The sequence below is a fragment of the Dactylosporangium maewongense genome (assembly GCF_039531485.1).
Classification (GTDB): Bacteria; Actinomycetota; Actinomycetes; order Mycobacteriales; family Micromonosporaceae; genus Dactylosporangium; species Dactylosporangium maewongense.
Genome location: NZ_BAAAQD010000004.1, coordinates 178,616 through 196,070, shown reverse-complemented (window position 1 = coordinate 196,070; position 17,455 = coordinate 178,616). Strand labels below are relative to the sequence as shown.

General features: G+C 74.1%; 15 protein-coding genes. 6 read left to right on the top strand and 9 right to left on the bottom strand.

All coding sequences use genetic code 11. The annotated features are described in order from the left end of the window. Positions 1-15 precede the first annotated feature (15 nt). The 5 genes from ABD332_RS12955 to ABD332_RS12935 are packed head-to-tail and all read right to left on the bottom strand — an operon-like array spanning position 16 to position 4,340. Positions 16-744 carry an enoyl-CoA hydratase-related protein gene (locus tag ABD332_RS12955; RefSeq protein ID WP_344502079.1) on the bottom strand — a complete coding sequence of 243 codons (729 nt, stop codon included), beginning with the start codon at positions 742-744 and terminating at the stop codon, positions 16-18. Then, positions 741-1,832 (bottom strand): acyl-CoA dehydrogenase family protein, encoded by a 1,092-nt coding sequence (locus ABD332_RS12950; RefSeq protein WP_344502078.1) that lies wholly within the window; start codon positions 1,830-1,832, stop codon positions 741-743. Before ABD332_RS12950 ends, ABD332_RS12955 begins: the two co-directional genes overlap by 4 nt. After that, positions 1,832-2,977, bottom strand: coding sequence for an acyl-CoA dehydrogenase family protein (locus ABD332_RS12945; RefSeq protein WP_344502077.1), 1,146 nt, complete (start codon positions 2,975-2,977; stop codon positions 1,832-1,834). Before ABD332_RS12945 ends, ABD332_RS12950 begins: the two co-directional genes overlap by 1 nt. Further along, entirely contained in the window at positions 2,974-3,441 is a 468-nt protein-coding gene (locus ABD332_RS12940; protein WP_344502076.1) for a MaoC family dehydratase, read from the bottom strand. The genes ABD332_RS12945 and ABD332_RS12940 overlap by 4 nt, the downstream gene beginning before the upstream one ends. Next, positions 3,438-4,340 carry an HpcH/HpaI aldolase/citrate lyase family protein gene (locus ABD332_RS12935; protein ID WP_344502075.1) on the bottom strand — a complete coding sequence of 301 codons (903 nt, stop codon included), beginning with the start codon at positions 4,338-4,340 and terminating at the stop codon, positions 3,438-3,440. The genes ABD332_RS12940 and ABD332_RS12935 overlap by 4 nt, the downstream gene beginning before the upstream one ends. 139 nt (positions 4,341-4,479) lie before the next feature. Between ABD332_RS12935 and ABD332_RS12930 the strand changes: the two genes are divergently transcribed. Together ABD332_RS12930 and ABD332_RS12925 are read left to right on the top strand one after the other, a co-directional pair. Next, positions 4,480-5,640, top strand: coding sequence for an acyl-CoA dehydrogenase family protein (locus tag ABD332_RS12930; RefSeq protein ID WP_344502339.1), 1,161 nt, complete (start codon positions 4,480-4,482; stop codon positions 5,638-5,640). A gap of 9 nt (positions 5,641-5,649) precedes the next feature. Beyond that, positions 5,650-6,498 (top strand): sugar phosphate isomerase/epimerase family protein, encoded by an 849-nt coding sequence (locus ABD332_RS12925; protein ID WP_344502074.1) that lies wholly within the window; start codon positions 5,650-5,652, stop codon positions 6,496-6,498. Positions 6,499-6,522: 24 nt separating this feature from the next. Here the strand turns inward: ABD332_RS12925 and ABD332_RS12920 are convergent, their stop codons facing one another. The 4 genes from ABD332_RS12920 to ABD332_RS12905 form a co-directional block, all read right to left on the bottom strand. Next, positions 6,523-7,602, bottom strand: a complete 1,080-nt coding sequence (locus tag ABD332_RS12920) for a CaiB/BaiF CoA transferase family protein (RefSeq protein WP_344502338.1) — start codon at positions 7,600-7,602, stop codon at positions 6,523-6,525. An 8-nt stretch (positions 7,603-7,610) separates the two neighbouring features. Further along, on the bottom strand, positions 7,611-8,456 hold the full coding sequence (locus ABD332_RS12915; protein ID WP_344502073.1) for an FAS1-like dehydratase domain-containing protein: 846 nt from the start codon (positions 8,454-8,456) through the stop codon (positions 7,611-7,613). A 66-nt stretch (positions 8,457-8,522) separates the two neighbouring features. Beyond that, a complete protein-coding gene (locus ABD332_RS12910) occupies positions 8,523-10,151 on the bottom strand; it encodes an AMP-binding protein (RefSeq protein WP_344502072.1) in 1,629 nt (542 codons plus the stop codon). A gap of 45 nt (positions 10,152-10,196) precedes the next feature. Next, complete coding sequence (locus tag ABD332_RS12905) at positions 10,197-10,949, bottom strand: SDR family NAD(P)-dependent oxidoreductase (RefSeq protein WP_344502071.1); 753 nt, start codon at positions 10,947-10,949, stop codon at positions 10,197-10,199. Between the two features lie 182 nt (positions 10,950-11,131). Here ABD332_RS12905 and ABD332_RS12900 point away from each other — a divergent pair, with 182 nt between their 5' ends. The 4 genes from ABD332_RS12900 to ABD332_RS12885 are packed head-to-tail and all read left to right on the top strand — an operon-like array spanning position 11,132 to position 17,389. Further along, positions 11,132-12,316 carry a CaiB/BaiF CoA transferase family protein gene (locus tag ABD332_RS12900; protein ID WP_344502070.1) on the top strand — a complete coding sequence of 395 codons (1,185 nt, stop codon included), beginning with the start codon at positions 11,132-11,134 and terminating at the stop codon, positions 12,314-12,316. Further along, a complete protein-coding gene (locus ABD332_RS12895; protein WP_344502069.1) occupies positions 12,313-13,314 on the top strand; it encodes an NADPH:quinone oxidoreductase family protein in 1,002 nt (333 codons plus the stop codon). Before ABD332_RS12900 ends, ABD332_RS12895 begins: the two co-directional genes overlap by 4 nt. 26 nt (positions 13,315-13,340) lie before the next feature. Further along, complete coding sequence (locus ABD332_RS12890) at positions 13,341-15,440, top strand: acetate--CoA ligase family protein (protein WP_344502068.1); 2,100 nt, start codon at positions 13,341-13,343, stop codon at positions 15,438-15,440. Then, the gene (locus ABD332_RS12885; RefSeq protein WP_344502067.1) at positions 15,440-17,389 is read left to right on the top strand and encodes an oxidoreductase; all 1,950 of its coding nucleotides are present in this window, start codon (positions 15,440-15,442) and stop codon (positions 17,387-17,389) included. The genes ABD332_RS12890 and ABD332_RS12885 overlap by 1 nt, the downstream gene beginning before the upstream one ends. The last annotated feature ends 66 nt before the right edge of the window (positions 17,390-17,455 follow it).

The following is a 17,455-nucleotide window of genomic DNA, read 5'->3' as shown; positions in this document are numbered from 1 at the left end:
CGGGCACCCATTCGGTCATCGGCGGCGCAGGGACCACATCTGCGCGGGGCGTTCGAGCTCGACGGCGACGTCCCACGACACCCCGCCCGAGGTCGTCTCGCGGCGGAAGTTCGCGACCATGCGCCGCGCCAGCTCCGGGTCCCGGGCCACGCGCCGCGCCATGGTCAGGGCCTGCTCCTCGACCTCGCCGTCGTCGTACGCCGCCCAGGCCAGCCCGAGCGCGACCGCACGCTCGCCGTCGACCTCGTCGCCGAAGAGACCGAGCGCGGACGCCGCCTCGCGGCCGGCCACCCGGGCGAGGAGCGTGTAGTGACCGCCGCCGGGGTGGATGCCGATCTGGGCGAAGCCGGGCAGGAACCGGGCGGTGCGGGAGACGATGCGCAGGTCGGTCGCCAGCGCCAGGTTGAGGCCGGCGCCGACGGCCGCACCCCGCACCGCGGCGACGGTCGGCACGCCGACCGAGCCGACGGTCGTGAACGCCTGGTAGACCGTCTCCAGGTTGCGGTAGGCGCCGTCCTCCGCCGGGTCCCGGCCCGCGTCGGCGAGCACGCTGCGGACCGCGCCGGCGCAGAAGTGGGCGCCGCCGCTGACCACGATCGCGCCCACGGACCTGTCGGCCCCGGCGGTGAGCGCCGCGTCGGTCAGCTCCCGCGACATCTCGACCGACAGGGCGTTACGCCGGTCGGGGGCGTCGAGGGTGATGCGGGCGACGCCGTCGCCGACCTCGTAGCGGATCTCGGTCATGCGCGAACCTCCTCGGTTTCCTGGCCGGAACGGCCCGTGGTGATCAGTGTCCACAGCCCGTCGTGGCCGGCGGACGCCGCCAGGTGGGTGATGGTCTCGTCCCAGTGGTGCACCGATCCGTACTCGCCGCGCCGGACGAGGATCGGCAGGGTCAGGGTGTGCAGCTCGTGCTCCAGGGTGGTGCCGATGGCGCCGACGACCTGGTGCGCCCCGCGGACGACGACGGAGGAGGCGTGGCCCGCACAGGACTTGGCCACGCCGACCGCGAAGAGCATCCCGGGGTCCTGCCAGTCCGACGCCACCGCGCGGGCGACCGCGGCGTCCGTCGCGGCCCGGGCCAGCGCGGTCTCCGCGGCGATGTCCGTCACGAGGTGCTGCATGGCCTGGAACCTGCCGATCGGGCGGCCGAACTGGACCCGTTCGTTGGCGTGCGTCAGCACCACCTCCAGGACCCGTTCCATCGCGCCGGCGACCTGCGCCGTGCGGGCCAGGGCGCCGCGCAGGCGGAACTGCTCGGCGACCGCCGGCGGCACCTCGACGCCCGCCGCGAGGTCGGCGCGGTCGAACCGCACCGTGTCGGACGGCTCGCCCGCGAGGTTGCGGCGCTCGTCGACGGCGAGCCGCGCGGCGGGCACGTCGGCGACCAGCCACCGGTCACGGTCGTCCCGCCAGAGGGCCACCACGGCGTCCGCGGAGCGCGCCCACGGCACGTCGGCGGCGGCGCCCGCGGGGTCGGGCCGGCACACCGTGCGCAACGCGCCGTCGTGGGGCAGCCCGGCGGTGTCGAGCAGCCACGCGCCGAGCACGTCGTGCTCGGCGAGCGGCACCGGCGCGGCGGCGCCCGCGGCGACCGACAGCAGGGCGGCGGCCTCGGCCCAGCTCGCGCCGCTGCCGCCGCTCGCCTCGGGCGCCGACAGCCGGGTCAGCCCGAGGTCGTCGAGCTGCCGCCACAGGTCGCGGTCCAGGTCGGCGTCCGCCTGCCGGGGCGGCCGTTCCTTGCGGTACCGGCCGAAGATGTCATTGAGCAGCGCGACGACGTCGGGGTCCGCGACCACGGGCGTCACGAGCTCGGTCGGGCGATCGGTCATCAGCGCAGCCCCAGTCCTCGTGCGATCACACCGCGGAGCACCTCGTTCGTGCCGCCGCGCAGGGTGAATCCGGGCCGTTGCAGCACCGCCGAGCGCAGCAGCCGGACCAGCTCCTCGTCGCCGGGCGCCCGGCCGGTCCCGATGAGCATGTCGACGTAGTCGGCGATGTCGCCCTCCCCCGTCGTGCCGAGCACCTTGACCAGCGCGGCGGCGGTGTCGGCGTCGGCGTGTTCCTCCAGTGCGGTCGACACGGCGAACGACATCTGGTGCAGCACGGCCGTCCGGGCGACGTGCCGGCCCAGACCGGCGTCGCGCGGCAGCCGGCCGTCGGCCATCGCCGAGGCGGTCGCCGCGAGCAGCCGGTACGTCGACAGGATGCGCTCGGGCCCGCTGCGCTCGAAGCCGAGCTCGGAGGTCACCTGCCGCCACCCGTCGCCGATCGCCCCGAGCACCCGGTCGTCGGGGACGAAGACCCCGTCGAGGTGGACCTCGTTGAAGTGGTGGTCGCCGCCCATCGAGACGATCGGCCGGATGTGCACCTCGGGCGCGTGCAGGTCGACGATGAACTGGGACAGGCCGTCGTGGCGGCGCGCCGGGTCCAGCGGCGCGGAGCGGGCCAGGGCGAAGAACGCGTCGGCGTGGTGCGCCCCGCTGGTCCACACCTTCGTGCCGGTGAGCCGCCACCCCGCGTCGACCCGCTCCGCGCGGGTCCGCACGCTGGCGAGGTCCGAGCCGGAGTCGGGTTCGCTCATCCCGATGCCGAAGAAGATCTCGCCCCGGCTGATGCCGGGGAGGTAGGCGTGTTTCTGCTCCTCGGTGCCGTACTTCAGCAGCGACGGGCCGATCTGGCGGTCGGCGATCCAGTGCGCGGCGACCGGGGCACCGGCGGCGAGCAGCTCCTCGGTGACGACGAACCGTTCGAGGAAGGTGCGTTCCTGGCCGCCGTACCGCCGGGGGATGACCATGCCCAGCCAGCCGCGGGCGGCGAGCCGGCGGGTGAACTCGACGTCCCAGCTGGTGACCCACGTGTCGACGCGCGGCACGAACGCCCCGGTGGCGATCTCCTCGGCGAGGAACCGCCGCACCTCGGCACGCAGTTCGGTGAGCACCGGCCCCTCGATGCCGCCGGCGGGAACGAGGCTCATCCTTCGGCCGGTGGGCGGCGCATGATCATGCCGGTGCGCTTGCAGAGGCAGACCACCTCGTCGCGCTGGTTGTAGCCGCGGTGCTCGAACCACACGATGCCGCGGGTCGGGTCGCTCTTCGACTCGCGCTTGTCGAGGATCGTCGTCTCGGCGCGCAGGGTGTCGCCGTGGAAGACCGGGTTCGGGAACTCGATGAGCGTGTACCCGAGATTGCCCAGCGACGTGCCGAAGACCAGGCCGGGCACGGTCATGCCGCCGATGAGCCCGACCGTGTAGAGGCTGTTGACCAGGCGCTGGCCGTACGGCAGCGTCTTGGTGTACTCGGCGTCGAGGTGCAGCGGCGCGACGTTCATCGTCAACGACGTGAAGAGCACGTTGTCCATCTCGGTGACCGTGCGGGTGAGCTCGTGCTTGAACTCCGCCCCGATCTCCATCTCCTCGAAGTACAGACCCTTGAGCGTCATGCGTGCTGCCCCTCTCCCTCGGCGGCCGGTGCCGCGTCGAACTCCGTGACCTGCTCGGCGCGCGCCAACCATTCGGTCGCCTTGTCGACGTGCGCCTTGTCGATGTGGCGGCCGCGGTAGACGGCCGCGCCACTGCCGGCGTCGGCCGCCGCCTGGTACGCCTCGACGAGCCCGCGGTAGAAGGCGATGTCCTCCGGCGACGGGCCGAACGCCTGGTTGATGACGTCCACGTGCGACGGGTGGATGGCGATCTGCCCGCGGAAGCCGATCTGGCGGCCCTGGTCGCAGAAGGCCCGCAGCCCGTCGAGGTCGTGGATGCGTTCCCACAGCCCGGTCATCGCGTGCACCCCGGCGACGCGGCAGGCGAGCAGCACGCGCGCCCGGTGGGCGAGCGTCTCCAGCCCCTGCGGGGTCCACTCGAAGCCGATCTCCCGCGCGACGTCGGCGTGCTCGGCGGTCGAGCCGAGGATGATGCCGATCCTCGGGGTCGACGCGGCGATCGCCTCGACGTTCGCGAACGCCTTCGCGGTCTCCATGGGGATCGCGAGGCCGACGTCGCTGACGCCGTTGCGCCGCTCGAACCACTCGACGAGTGTGTCGAAGCGCAGCGCGTCGGCGGCGTCCTCGATCTTCGGCGCGAAGATCCCGTCGACGCCCGGCACCATCACCGCTTCGAGGTCGAATCCGGTCATCCCGGTCGGCAGGCCGTTGACCCGCACGAGGACGCCGATGTTCGGCTTGAGCCGCTTGGCGCGGCCGACCGACTCGGCGACCACGGCCCGCGCCGCTTCCTTCTCCCCCGCCGGGACGGCGTCCTCCAGGTCGAGACAGATCGCGTCCGCGCCGGCGCGGATCGCCTTCTCCACCCAGGTCGGGCGGTGTCCCGGCAGGAACAGCATTGATCGGTACGGTCGCAGCATCGTCGGCTGGGCTCCCCACATCGTCCCGCGCCCGGGCGTTCCCAAGGCGTCGACCGGACGGTATGCTACGTATCATAATCATGAATTGCCAAGTTGGGGAGGTCGCCACGTGGTCGACATGTTGAGCGCCGAAGCCGAGCGGGACATCCGCGAGGGCGTGCGGGCGGTCCTGAAGGACTTCCCGGACGAGTACTGGATGCGCAAGGACAGCGACCACGAGTTCGCCTGGGACTTCTACCACGCGATGGCGAAGGCGGGCTGGCTCGGCATCTGCACCCCGGCCGAGTACGGCGGCGGCGGCGCCGGTGTGCAGGAGGCGGCGCTGCTCATCGAGGAGGTCGCTGGCAACGGCGGCGGCCTCAACGCGGCGACGATGGTCCAGGTGGCGCTCTTCGGGCTGGAGCCGGTCGTCAAGTACGGCAGCGACGCGCAGCGGCAGCGCTTCCTGCCCGCGGCGGCGGCCGGCGAGCTGCAGGTCTGCTTCGGGGTCACCGAGCCCGACGCCGGCACCGACACGACGAGCATCACGACGTTCGCCAAGAAGGTCGACGGCGGCTACCTGGTGAACGGCCGCAAGATCTTCATCTCCCGCGCGGAGCAGGCCGACCGCGTGCTGCTCATCACCCGTACCACGCCCAAGAAGGACGTCGAGAAGTCGACGCAGGGCATGACGCTCTTCCTCGCGCCGATGGACCGCGCGCACATCGACGTCCAGCCCATCCCGAAGCTGGGGCGCAACGTCGTGTCCACGAACACGCTCTTCATCGACGACCTGTTCGTGCCCGAGGAGGACCGCATCGGCGAGGAGGGCCAGGGCTTCAAGTACCTGCTGGCCGGCCTCAACGCCGAGCGCATCATCGTCGCCTCGGTCTGCCTCGGCATCGGCCGCGCCGCGCTGCGCCGCGCGGTGGAGTACACGAAGCAGCGGGTGGTGTTCGGCCGCCCCATCGGGATGAACCAGGGCGTGCAGTTCCCCCTCGCCGACTCGCTCGCCAAGCTCGACGCGGCCGAGCTGCTGATCCGCAAGGCCGCCTGGCTCTACGACAACGGGCTGCCGTGCGCCAAGGAGGCGAACGAGGCCAAGTACCTCACGTCGGAGTGGGCCTTCGAGGCCGCCGACCGGGCCATCCAGGTGCACGGCGGATACGGCTACACGAAGGAGTACCACGTCGAGCGCTACTGGCGGGACGTCCGCATCGAGCGGATCGCGCCGATCGCCAACGAGCTCGTGCTCGCCTACCTGGGCGAAAAGGTGCTCGGCCTGCCCAGGTCGTACTGAGGAGGCCGCGTGCTACGGGAGATCTACCTCTGCGCCTCGATGGTGAACGAGGCGTCCTTCGACGAGCGCCTGGCGGCGGCCTCCGCCGCCGGGTATCACGGCATCGGGCTGCGTCCGGCCCACGTCAAGGAGGACCGCGCCGCGGGCCGCACCGACGCCGACCTGCGGGCCCGGCTGGACGAGCACGGCCTCGAGGTGATCGAGGTCGGCTTCGCGGCCGACTGGTGGGCCGACGGCGAGCAGGGCGCCCGGGCGGTGGCGCACGAGCGGGCACTCTACGAGCTGGCCGAGGCCGTCGGCGCCCGGCACGTCCTGTTCATCACCGGCGCAGTCGACCTGCCCCCCAAACAGGCCCTTGAGATGCTCGCCGAAAGGTTCGCGGCGGTCTGCGACCGGGCCGCCGGGCACGGGCTGAAGGTCGCCCTGGAGTGCCTGCCGTGGACCGGCGTCCCGGACCTCGGCCTCGGCTGGGACCTGGTGCGACAGGCCGGCCGCGGCAACGGCGGCATCGTGCTCGACACCTGGCACCTGCGGCGGGGCGGCACCACCGAGGACATGCTGCGGGCGATCCCGCCCGAGCGGATCCTCACGATCCAGATCAGCGACGGCCGGCACGAGGTCGTCGGCGGCCACCTCGACGACACCTTCCAGCGCCGCGAGCTGCCCGGTGAGGGCGAGTTCGACCTCGCCGGCCTGATGCGCCTGGTCGAGTCGCTGGGCGTCACGGCACCGGTCGGCGTCGAGGTCCTCAGCGACCGGATGCGCGCGCTGCCGGTGCCCGAACGCGCCCGGCTCGGCCTCGAGGCCACCCGCGCCGTGCTCGCCGCCGCCCGCGACGGCGGCAGCGCCGCGCACTGAAGCCGCCGCCCGGCGCCCTTCCTGTCAGGGGCGCCAGGCGGCGACGACGGTGCCGAGATCGGTGGGCGCTGTGTCCCGGGCGGTGCCACGCGGGGCGGCAGGGGTGCGGGCGAAGCGGGGCGACGGAGCCGGCTGGACGACACCGTCGACGGTGACGAACGCGTCGCGGGCCCGGGCCTGCGGGTGGGCGGCGGCCTCGGCGAAGGACAGCACGGGCGAGACGCAGGCGTCGCGGCCCGCGAAGACCTCGACCCACTCGTCGCGGGTGCGCGAGGCGACGCGGCCGGCGATCCGGGCGCGCAGGGCCGGCCACGTGGTCCGGTCGTGCTGGTCGCCCTCGGCGGCCAGGCCCAGCCCGTCGAGCAGGGCCGCGAAGAACTGCGGCTCGATCGCCGCCACCGCCAGGTAGCGGTCGTCGCCGCAGCGGTACACGTCGTAGAACGGCGCGCCGCCGTCGAGGAGGTTGGACCGGCGCTCGTCGGCCCAGGTGCCGGCGCCGCGCATGGCCCACACCTTCGCGGCGACGACACCGACGCCGTCGACCATCGCGACGTCGACGACCTGCCCCCGGCCCGACACCGCGCGCTCGACAAGGGCGGCGAGGACGCCGGTGAGCAGGAACATCGACCCGCCGGCGTAGTCGCCGAGCACGGCCAGCGGCACCGGCGGCGCCGCACCGGGCTCGCCGAGCGCGCCGAGCACGCCGGTCAGGGCCAGGTAGTTGAGGTCGTGACCGGCGGCGTCCGCGAGCGGGCCGGCGCGGCCCCAGCCGGTGACCCGGCCGTAGACGATGCGGGGGTTCGCCGCCGTCACCGGCTCCGGGCCGAGCCCGAGGCGCTCCATGACGCCCGGGCGGAAGCCTTCGAGCACGACGTCGGCGGCGGCCAGCAGCTCCATGACCGCGTCGCGGTCGCCGTCGGACTTGAGGTCGGCGACGACGTGCGTGCGCCCCCGCAGGACCGGGTCGAACGCGCCCGCGAGCGGCGACATGGCGCCGCCGGGGCGGTCGACGCGGACGACGTCGGCGCCGAGGTCGGCGAGCATCATCGCGGCGTGCGGGACCGGCCCGAGCGCGGCCATCTCCACGACGCGGACGCCGCGCAGCGGCCCGCTCAGGACGCGCCCCGCTCGGCGACGGCGGTCAGGTGCACCGACCCGTCCGGCCGCGTGACCGTCGCGCTGAGGGTCGGGCCGTCCTCGCTGACCACGTAGGAGAGGACGTCGCCCGGCCAGGCCGTCGACTGGAACCGGATCCGCAGGCGGCGGACGGCGGCCGTCCCGGCCCGCTCGGCGATCCGGTTCGCCGCGACGCCGGCGGCGAGCATCCCGACCGCGAAGGGCCCCGGGTAGCCGGCGGCCCGGGCGAAGCCCGGGTCGTGGTGGATCGGGTTGAAGTCGCCCGACGCGCCCTGGTAGCGGACGAAGTCGGTCACGGTGAGCGGCGGCTCGTCGCCCGCGACGGGGGCGGCGGCCGGCGCCGCGGCGGCCGGGCCGGCGGTCGACTCCACGGTGATCGTCACCGTCCGCATGTCGGCGGCCGGCTCCGCCTCACCGGCGCGCCAGAACCGGGTCACGACGTCCGTGAACCGCATCGTGCCGCCGCGCCGACCCGCCTTCTCGTAGGTCCGCTCGATGAACTGCCGGGCGGTCAGCACGTCGCCGGCGCGCAGTGGGCCGGCGTGGAAGACGTACTCCTGCTCCCCGTGCAGCACGGAGCGGAAGTCGCGCTCCACGCCGTGCCACGCGCTGTGCTCCGGGGCCATCCACAGCTGCGACGCCGTGAGGAAGGTCAGCGGCGCGAGCGGGTCCTCCGGCCGCAGGTGCTCCTCGCACCGCGACCGGGTCGCCCGGGCGAACTCGTGGACCTTGCCCTCCTCCACCACGAACCGGAACGGGGCGCCGGCCGCCACCGGGTCCTGATCCGTCAGCCGGCCGGAAGAGTTCGACTGGCTCGACATGTCCACCTCCGTTGTGGCCGATCGATGTAGGAGGAGGGCCGCCCGCCGAGCGGCCCTCCTGGTCGCTCAGGCGAGAGCGTCGTACGTGTCCGGGGTGACCCCGGCCTGGCGCAGCACGTTCTTCTGGACCTTCTCCGACGGGGTCCGGGGCAGCGCGTCCACGACCCGGATGAAGCGGGGCACCGCGAACGCCGGCATCCGGCGGGAGGCGAACTCGCGGATCTCGGCGGGGTCGGCCGCGCCGGTGACGACGACGCAGGCGAGCACCTCGTCCTCGCCGGCCTCGACCGGTGCCGGGACCGCGACCACCGCGCACTCGACCACGCCCGGGTGGGCGAGGATCGCCTGCTCCACCTCGTAGCTGGAGATGTTCTCGCCGCGGCGGCGCAGGGCGTCCTTGTACCGGTCGACGAAGTAGTACCACCCGTCCTCGTCGCGCCGCAGCGCGTCACCCGAGTGGAACCACAGGTTGCGCCATGCCTCGACGGTCTTCTCCGGCATGCCGTAGTAGCCGGAGCTGAGGGTCCACGGGTACTTCGACCGCACGACCATCTCGCCGACCTCGCCGACCGGCACCTCCTCGTCGGTCTCCGGGTCGACGAGCTGGATCTCGAACCAGTCCGAGACGAGCAGCCCCGCGGCGCCCGGCGGGCGCTCCACCCCGTACGGCGAGAGGATCGGCATCGACGTCTCGGTGAGGCCGAACACCTCCACGAACGCCTCGACGCCGAACCGCTTGCGGAAGCCGTCGAGGATGCTGCTCGCGGTCGGGGCCGCGAAGATGCACCGCAGCGCGTTGTCGGCGTCGTCCGGCCGCTCCGGCTGCTTCCAGACGAAGTCCATCATGACGCCGAGGAAGTTGGTCACCGTCACGCCGCTCTCGCGCACCCAGTCGATCCACCGGCTGGCGCTGAACTTGCGACGCAGCACGAACCGGGCGCCGGCGACAAGCGCCGGGTAGGCGGCGAGCCACTGCGCGTTGCCGTGGAACAGCGGCGTCGTCACCATGTACACGTCGTCGGCGGTCAGCCGGGTCAGCGCGACGTTCTCGCACGCGTCGAAGTAGAACTGCGAGTGCGGCATCGCGACGCCCTTCGACGGGCCCGTCGTGCCCGAGGTGAAGAAGATGGCGCCGAGCTCGCGGCCGCGCGGCACGGGAAGCGTGACGTCGCGGCGCTCCAGGAGGTCGTCGAAGGGGTCCGCCTGCCAGCCGGCGCCGCGCAGGGTGGCCAGCGCCTCGTCCAGGTGGCCGGTGTCGATGACCCAGTAGCGCGTGATGCCCGCGCAGGCGTCGGCGACGTCGACGAAGCGCTGGGCGAACACGTCGTCGATGACCGCGCAGCGCGGGTCGCTCGTGCGCACCTGGTGGGCGAGGAAGTCGTACTCGTACGCCGTGTTGATCGGCACCTCGACGAGCCCGCCGACCATCGACCCGAACCAGGTGAAGACCAGCTTGGAGGAGTTGCCCGCCTGGATGAGCACCCGGTCGCCGACGACGAGCCCCGCGTCGAGCATCGTCGAGGCGACACTCTCACTGATGTCGAGCACCTGGGCGTACGTCCAGGTGCGCCCTTCCTCGGGTGCGTCGAGGTAGACGGCGTCCGGCCGCTCGGCCGCCTGGCCTCGCAGCACGTTGGCAAGTGTCCAGTCGCCCGGATCCTTGATCGGGATCGTCAGGTCGGTGTAGGTGAGCACGCGTCCTCCCTCGTGCGGTTGGGGTGTGGAGGGCCAGGCCCTGTGCTACGGCTGGCCGCCGTCGACGGCCAGCAGTGCGCCGGTGGTGTAGCTGGCGGCGTCGGAGGCGAGGTAGAGGGCCGCGCCGACGATCTCGTGCGGCTCACCGCCCCGCTTCGCGGCGAACGTCTCCGCCCGCCGCGCGAAGGCCTCCATGTCCCACGACCGGCTGATGTCGGTGAGGAACGTGCCGGCGACGATCGCGTTGACCCGCACGGACGGGCCGAAGGCGTGCGCGAACCCGGTGGTCAGCGCGTTCAGCGCGGCCTTCGCGGCGGCGTACGGCAGCAGCCCGGGGCGGGGACGGGTGGCGGCCGCGCTGGAGATGTTGATGACGCTGCCGCCGCGACCGGCGGCCATCCGGGTGCCGACCAGCGCGGTGAGCCGGAACGGGCCCTTGAGGTTGACGTCGAGGACCTTGTCCATCAGTGCCTCGGTGACGTTCTCGACGCCGTCGTAGAGCGGCGACATGCCCGCGTTGTTCACCAGCACGTCGACCTGGCCGAACTCCTCGTAGACCCGGTCGACGAACGGCTCCAGGTCGTCCCACCGGCCGACGTGCACGCCGAGCCCGAGCGCCCGGCGGCCGGTCCGCGCGGAGAGGTCCGCCGCGTAGTCGGCGCACGCCTGGCCGTCGCGGCTGGCGATGACGACGTCGGCGCCGGCGGCGGCGAACGCCTCGACCATCGCCCGCCCGAGGCCGCGGCTGCCGCCCGTGACGACGACGACCCGCCCGGTGAGATCGAACTGCTGGTGCATGGTGGACCACCCTCCGTCAGCGGGACACGTATCCGCCGTCGACGGACAGGGCATGACCGGCGACGCCGTCGCGCTGGCTCCTTCGGCGCCACGGGGGCTCGCCCCCGGGTCGATCTATGTATATCATGCGCCTAGTAATTCAGTGAAGGAGCGTGGTCAGGTTGACAGGACCCCTGGCAGGAGTGACGGTTGTCGAGCTCGGGTCGATGTACGCGGCGCCCACCGCGGGCCGCATGCTCCGCGACTTCGGCGCCGACGTCATCAAGGTCGAGGACCCGACGGCCGGGGACTTCGCGCGGCAATGGCAGCCGGCGCACCTCGGCCAGTCGATCGGCTTCGCGCGGCTCAACTCCGGCAAGCGCTCGGTCGGCGTCGACCTGCGCGCCCCCGAGGGGCGGGAGGTCGTCAAGCGGCTGGTCGCGCACGCCGACGTGCTCATCGAGAACTTCCGCCCGGGCCGCATGGAGGCGTGGGGGCTGGGCTTCGCCGCCCTCCGCGAGATCAACCCGCGGCTCGTGATGTGCCGGGTCAGCGGCTACGGGCAGGACGGCCCGAACCGCGAGCGACCCGGCTTCGGCACGGTGGCGGAGGTCATCGCCGGATACGCGTTCCTCAACGGCTGGCCGGAGACCCCGCCCACCGCCCCGCCGTTCGGCTTCGCCGACTCCATCGCCGGCATCTCCGCCGCCTACGGCACGGCGATGGCGCTGTACCGCCGCGGCATCACCGGCGAGGGCTCCGAGGTCGACATCGCGCTCTACGAACCGCTCATGTTCATGCTCGGCGACGCGGTCCTGCACTACACCGCGTCCGGCGAGATCATGCGCCGGCAGGGCAACTCCTCGGGCGCGGCCTCGCCGCGCGGCATCTACCAGGCTGGCGACGGCGGCTGGCTGGCCATCGCGGCGTCGAACCAGACGATCGCGATGCGCCTGTTCGACGCGATGGGCCGCGCCGACCTCAAGACCGACCCGCGCTACGCGACGAACACCGCGCGGATGACCAACAACGAGAGCCTGCAGAAGATCGTCACGGCGTGGATCCAGGAGCACGGCCGGGACGAGGTGCTGGCGATCCTCGAACGGCACGAGGTCGTCGCGGCGGCGGTCAACGACGCCAGCGACATCGCCGGCGACCCGCACTTCCGCGAGCGCACCCTGCGGCCGCTCACCGGCACCGTCCTCGGCGACGTGGTCGTGCCGGGGCCGATCCTGCACATCGACGGCTACGACGGCCCGGCGTACGCCGGCGTCCCGGGGGTGGGCGAGCACACCCGCGAGGTGCTCCTCGACCGCCTCGGCATGAGCGAGGAGGAGCTGGGGCTGCTGCAGGCCGCGGGCGTCGTGTCGGCACCCGCCGCCGCATGAGCTCCGGGGACCCCGGCGTGCACAGCGTGCGCGCCGTGCGGGTGACCCGCCTCGACGGGCCCGCGGCCCTCGAGGTCGCCACCGTGCCCGCGCCGGTCCGCCCGGAGGGGCACTACCTCGTCGACGTGCACGCGGTCGGCCTCGCCTTCCCCGACCTGCTGCTCAGCCGCGGGCGCTACCAGCTCAAGCCCGACCTGCCGTTCACGCTGGGGGTCGACTTCGCCGGCGTCGTGCGCGAGGCCCCGTCCGGCGCCGGGATCGCCCCCGGCGGCCGGGTCGCCGGCTGGCTGCCCGTCGGCGCCGCCGCCGAGGCCGTCGCGGCGCCGGCGACGCACGTCTTCCACCTGCCGGACGCCACGTCGTTCGCCGAGGGCGCCTGCCTGCCCCTCAACTACCTCACCGCCCACTACGCGCTCGTCGTGCGCGGCGAGGTCCGGGCCGGGACCCGGGTGCTCGTGCACGGTGCGGCGGGCGGCGTCGGGACGGCGACGGTCCAGGTGGCCAAGTGGCTGGGCGCCGAGGTCGTCGCCGTGGTGTCCAGCCCCGGCCGGGCCGGGACGGCCCGCCGCGCGGGCGCCGACCACGTGGTCGAGGCGTCCGACTTCCTGCGCCAGACCCGCGACGTCACCGCAGGCGCGGGCGTCGACGTGGTCGTCGACACCGTCGGCGGCGACGAGCTCGCGCTCGACTCGGTGCGCTGCCTGGCCCCGCTCGGGCGGCTGCTCGTGCTCGGCTTCGCGTCCGGCTCCATCGGCGCGCTGCGGCTCAACCGCCTGCTGCTCGCCAACGTCGACGTGCGCGGGGTCGCGTGGGGGCCGTACACCCGCCTGCACCCCGAGTTCCCGGCGGCCCAGTGGGCCGCGCTGACCCCCGGCCTCGCCGACGGGTCCCTGCGCCCGCAGATCCACGCCACCTACCCGCTCGACCGGGCGGTTCAGGCCCTCCTCGACATCGAGGAGCGCCGGGCCGCCGGCAAGGTCGTGCTGCTCACCCGCTGACCACCCACACCCCTCCGGAGGACGCCGTGACCGCCGATACCGTCGCTACTGCGAGCCGGCCCGCGCTCGACCTCGCCGGGCTGCTCGCCCCGCGTTCCATCGCCGTCGTCGGCGCCTCACCGGGGGTCGACCGGCACCCGGGCCGGGCGATCGCCAACCTGCTGCGCACCGGCTACCCCGGGCGGATCGTCCCGGTGAACCCGAAGTACCGGGAGGTGCTGGGGCTGCCGTGCGTCCCGTCGATCGCCGACGCAGGGCCGGTCGACACCGCGTACGTGCTCGTCGGCGCCGACCGCGTGCTCGACGTCACCCGGCAGTGCGCGGCGGCCGGCGTCGCGCACGTCGTCGTCTGCACGTCCGGCTTCGCCGAGGAGGGCGCGGCCGGCCGGGCGGCGCAGGCCGAGCTGAGCCGGATCGCCCGGTCGACCGGCACCCGGATCGTCGGCCCGAACTGCATCGGCGTGCTCAGCCCCGTCGACGGCGTCATCGCGACGCCGACCCTCAACATCGCCCAGCACCTGCTCCCCGGCTCGGTGACCGTGGTCAGCCAGAGCGGCGGGATGGGCGTCAACGTCGTCAACCTCGCCACGGCCCGGGGCCTCGGGACCCGCGCCCTGATCAGCGTCGGCAACGAGTGCGACGTCGACGTGGCCGACCTCGTCACGGCGCTGGCAGGCGACCCGCACACGTCTGTGATCGCGCTCTTCCTCGAACAGGTGCGGCGGGCGGACGCGTTCGTCGCCGCCGTCCGCGCCGCGCGCGACGCCGGCAAGCACCTCGTGGCCCTCAAGGTCGGCGCGAGCGACGCGGCGGCGCGCTCGTCGCTCGGGCACACCGGCGCGATGACCGGCTCGCACGACGTCTTCCGGACCGTCATGGCCGAGGAGGACGTCCACGTCGTCGACTCCCTCGAAGCGCTCGTCGACGTCGCCGACCTGCTGTCCCGCGGTGTGCTCCCGCGCGGCGACCGCCTGCTCGTCGTGTCCCCCTCCGGCGGCGAGTGCAGCTACGCCGCCGACCGGGCGGAGGCGGCCGGGCTGTCGGTGCCGCCGCTGGACGCCGAACGCGCCGACCGGCTGCGCCGGCTCATGCGCTTCGGCACGCCCGGCAACCCGCTCGACCTCACCGGCGCCGTCATCGGCGACCCGGCGCTGCTGCGGCGGATGCTCGACGAGGCGACCGCCGGCGACGCGTTCGACGCGGTCCTCGTCGCGCTGCCCACCTGGAGCGCGCACGACGCCGAGCGCCTGCTGCCGGTGATCCTCGACGCGGCCGCGGCGACCCGCGTGCCGACCGTCGTCTCCAGCTGGTCGGCGGGTGCGATGACGGCCACCGTCGAGCGGCTGCTGCAGACGTCGCGGGTGCCGACGTTCACCGACACGGACGCCGCCCTGCGCGCCCTCGGCGTCGTCGCGCGCCCGCGGCGGCCCCGCCGTCCCGCGCCGCAGCCGGTCGGCACCGCACCGCCGCCGGCCTGGGCGGGGAGCGCGCCGACGGAGGACGCCGCCAAACGCTTCCTCGCCGGGCACGGCGTCGCCGTCGCCCGCGAGGTGCTCGTCGCCCCGGGCGGCGACGTGCTCGGCGCGGCCGCCGGGCTGCGCCGGCCGCTCGTCGCGAAGCAGCTCTGCGTCGGGATCGAGCACAAGAGCGACCTCGGGCTCGTGGCCGTCGGCCTGCGCACGGACGACGAGGTGCGCGCGGCCGTCGAGAGCTTCGCCGCGGCCGTCGACACGCACCGCCTCCAGCCGCACGGCATCCTGCTCGCGGAGCAGGCGACCGGGGCCGAGGTCATCGTCGGCGGGGTGCGCGACCCCGACTTCGGCCCGATGGTGCTCGTCGGGGCCGGCGGGGTGCTCACCGAGGTGTTCAGCGACCGGGTGCTGGCCCGGTGCCCGGAGACCGCCGACGAGGCGCAGGCCATGCTGCGCGGGCTGCGGATCTGGCCGGTGCTCGACGGCTACCGCGGCGCCCGGCACGACGTCGCCGCCCTCGCCGAGCTGATCTCCCGCGTGTCCCACCTGCTCGCCGGCGGCGACTGGATCGCCGCCCTCGACCTCAACCCCGTCATCGTCGGCGGCGCCGGCAACGCCGCCGTCGACGCCGCCGTGCACGTCCGGGAGGTCTGATGGACCTGTTCACACCGATCCGCATCGGCGCGCTCACCGCGCGGAGCCGGGTCGTCATGCCGCCGCACTCCTCGGCGATCGGGAACCTCTGGGGCACCGAGGCGGAGGCCGGGCAGGCGATCGCGTACCTCGCCGAGCGGGCGCGGGCGGGCATCGCCTGGTCGACGATCCCGGGGCGGATCAGCAACGTCCTCGCGCCCGGGTTCGAGCCGTCCGGCATCAGCGCCGTCGTGCACGGGGCGTTCCGCGGCGCGAACTACGTCGAGCGGGTGCGCCGGTACAGCGCGGCGATGCACGAGGCGGGCGCGCTGGCCGCCACGCAGCTGACGATGAACGGCGGCTACCCGCACGCCCCGTCGGACCGGTTCGCGACGCCGGTGAACTTCCTCGCCCCGCACGCGATCACGGTGGACGAGCTCGCGCTGCTGCTGGACGAGTACGAGTTCTCGGCCGGGACCGCCCGGCAGGCCGGCATCGACGTGCTCGAGCTGCACATGAACCACGAGGACCTGACCCAGCAGTTCCTCTCCCCCAGCACCAACGACCGCACGGACCACTACGGCGGCTCCCTGGAGAACCGCATGCGCCTGCCGATCGAGGTGCTGGAGCGCGCCCGCGCGGCGTTCGGCCGCGACGGCGCGCTCGGCGTGCGGATGAACCTGGCGGTGCCCGGGTCCTACGAGCTGGAGGAGGGCGTCGAGATCGCCCGCCGCATCGAGGCGACCGGCCTGGTCGACTACTTCCACATGGTCTACGGCTCGACCTGGGGACACCCGAGCTACATCCAGCCCCACTTCTACGAGCCCGGCACCTGGTCGGGGCTCGCCCGGCGGTACCGGGAGACGCTGTCGGTGCCGGTCGTCTACACGGGGCTGGTCAACAGCCCCCGACTGGCCGCCGAGATCGTCGCGCGGGGCGACGCCGACCTCGTCGGGATGGCCCGGGCCCACGTCGCCGACCCGCAGCTGCTCGTCAAGGCGCGGGCCGGCGAGCACCAGTCGATCCGCCCGTGCGTCGGCGGCAACGACTGCATCAACCGGCGCTACGTCGACGGCCTGCCGTTCGGCTGCGCCGTCAACCCGCACGCCGCCCGCGAGGTCGACGGTCCGTGGCCGGGCAGTGCGCGCGTCGACCGGCCGGTGCTCGTCGTCGGCGGCGGACCGGCCGGGATGGAGCTGGCTGCCCTCGCCGCCGAGGCCGGCGCCGCGGTGACGCTGGTCGAGCGGGCCGACGCGCTCGGCGGGCAGCTGCGCACGGCGGCGCTCGCCCCGTCGTTCGGACGGCTCGGCGAGTACCTCGACTGGCAGGAGCGCCGGCTCGGCTCGCTCGGCGTCCAGGTGCGTCTCGGCACGGCCTTCGGCGCGGCGGACCTCGCCGCGGCGGACCCCGGGGCGGCCCTGGTCGTGGCCACGGGCGCGCGGGAACGCGTGCCCGACCTGCCGGGCGTGCACCTCCCCCACGTCGTCGGGGGCCGGGCGGCCCTGCGCGGCGCACCGGTGGGCCGGCGGGTCGCCGTCGTCGTGCAGGACGACCATCTGGCGCCGCTCGCCGTCGCGGAGGCCCTCGCGGACCGCGGCTGCGAGGTGACGCTGCTCTACTCCACGCACGTGCCCGCCCAGCTCCTCGGCCGCTACATCGTCGGCTCGGTGCTCGGCCGGCTCGACTCGCTCGGCGTCCAGGTGCGGATCATGGAGGAGGTCGTGGCGATCGGGGACGGGGTGGTGCACGTACGCCACACGTACTCGGGACGCGCCCACGAGCTCACCGGGTTCGACACCGTCGTGCTCGCGTGCGGCGGCACCTCCGAGGCCGGCCTGTACGCGCTGGCGCGCGAGCAGGGCCGGGCCGATGTGCACGTGCTCGGTGACGCCTACGCGCCGCGCCGGCTCGTCTTCGCCACCCGGCAGGCCCTCGTCATCGCCCGGCTGCTCGCCGGCCTGGACCGCTGACCGTCTCGGCCCGGCCCGGGACGGCGAGGCCCCCGAAACGCGAGCGTTTCGGGGGCCTCGCCGGTT

Excerpts from the sequence above, each read along its gene's own strand:
- ABD332_RS12955 (WP_344502079.1), bottom strand. The coding sequence starts at position 744 with ATGACCGAGATCCGCTACGAGGTCGGCGACGGCGTCGCCCGCATCACC.
- ABD332_RS12950 (WP_344502078.1), bottom strand. The coding sequence starts at position 1,832 with ATGACCGATCGCCCGACCGAGCTCGTGACGCCCGTGGTCGCGGACCCC.
- ABD332_RS12945 (WP_344502077.1), bottom strand. The coding sequence starts at position 2,977 with ATGAGCCTCGTTCCCGCCGGCGGCATCGAGGGGCCGGTGCTCACCGAA.
- ABD332_RS12940 (WP_344502076.1), bottom strand. The coding sequence starts at position 3,441 with ATGACGCTCAAGGGTCTGTACTTCGAGGAGATGGAGATCGGGGCGGAG.
- ABD332_RS12935 (WP_344502075.1), bottom strand. The coding sequence starts at position 4,340 with ATGCTGTTCCTGCCGGGACACCGCCCGACCTGGGTGGAGAAGGCGATC.
- ABD332_RS12930 (WP_344502339.1), top strand. The coding sequence starts at position 4,480 with ATGTTGAGCGCCGAAGCCGAGCGGGACATCCGCGAGGGCGTGCGGGCG.
- ABD332_RS12915 (WP_344502073.1), bottom strand. The coding sequence starts at position 8,456 with ATGTCGAGCCAGTCGAACTCTTCCGGCCGGCTGACGGATCAGGACCCG.
- ABD332_RS12905 (WP_344502071.1), bottom strand. The coding sequence starts at position 10,949 with ATGCACCAGCAGTTCGATCTCACCGGGCGGGTCGTCGTCGTCACGGGC.
- ABD332_RS12895 (WP_344502069.1), top strand. The coding sequence starts at position 12,313 with ATGAGCTCCGGGGACCCCGGCGTGCACAGCGTGCGCGCCGTGCGGGTG.
- ABD332_RS12885 (WP_344502067.1), top strand. The coding sequence starts at position 15,440 with ATGGACCTGTTCACACCGATCCGCATCGGCGCGCTCACCGCGCGGAGC.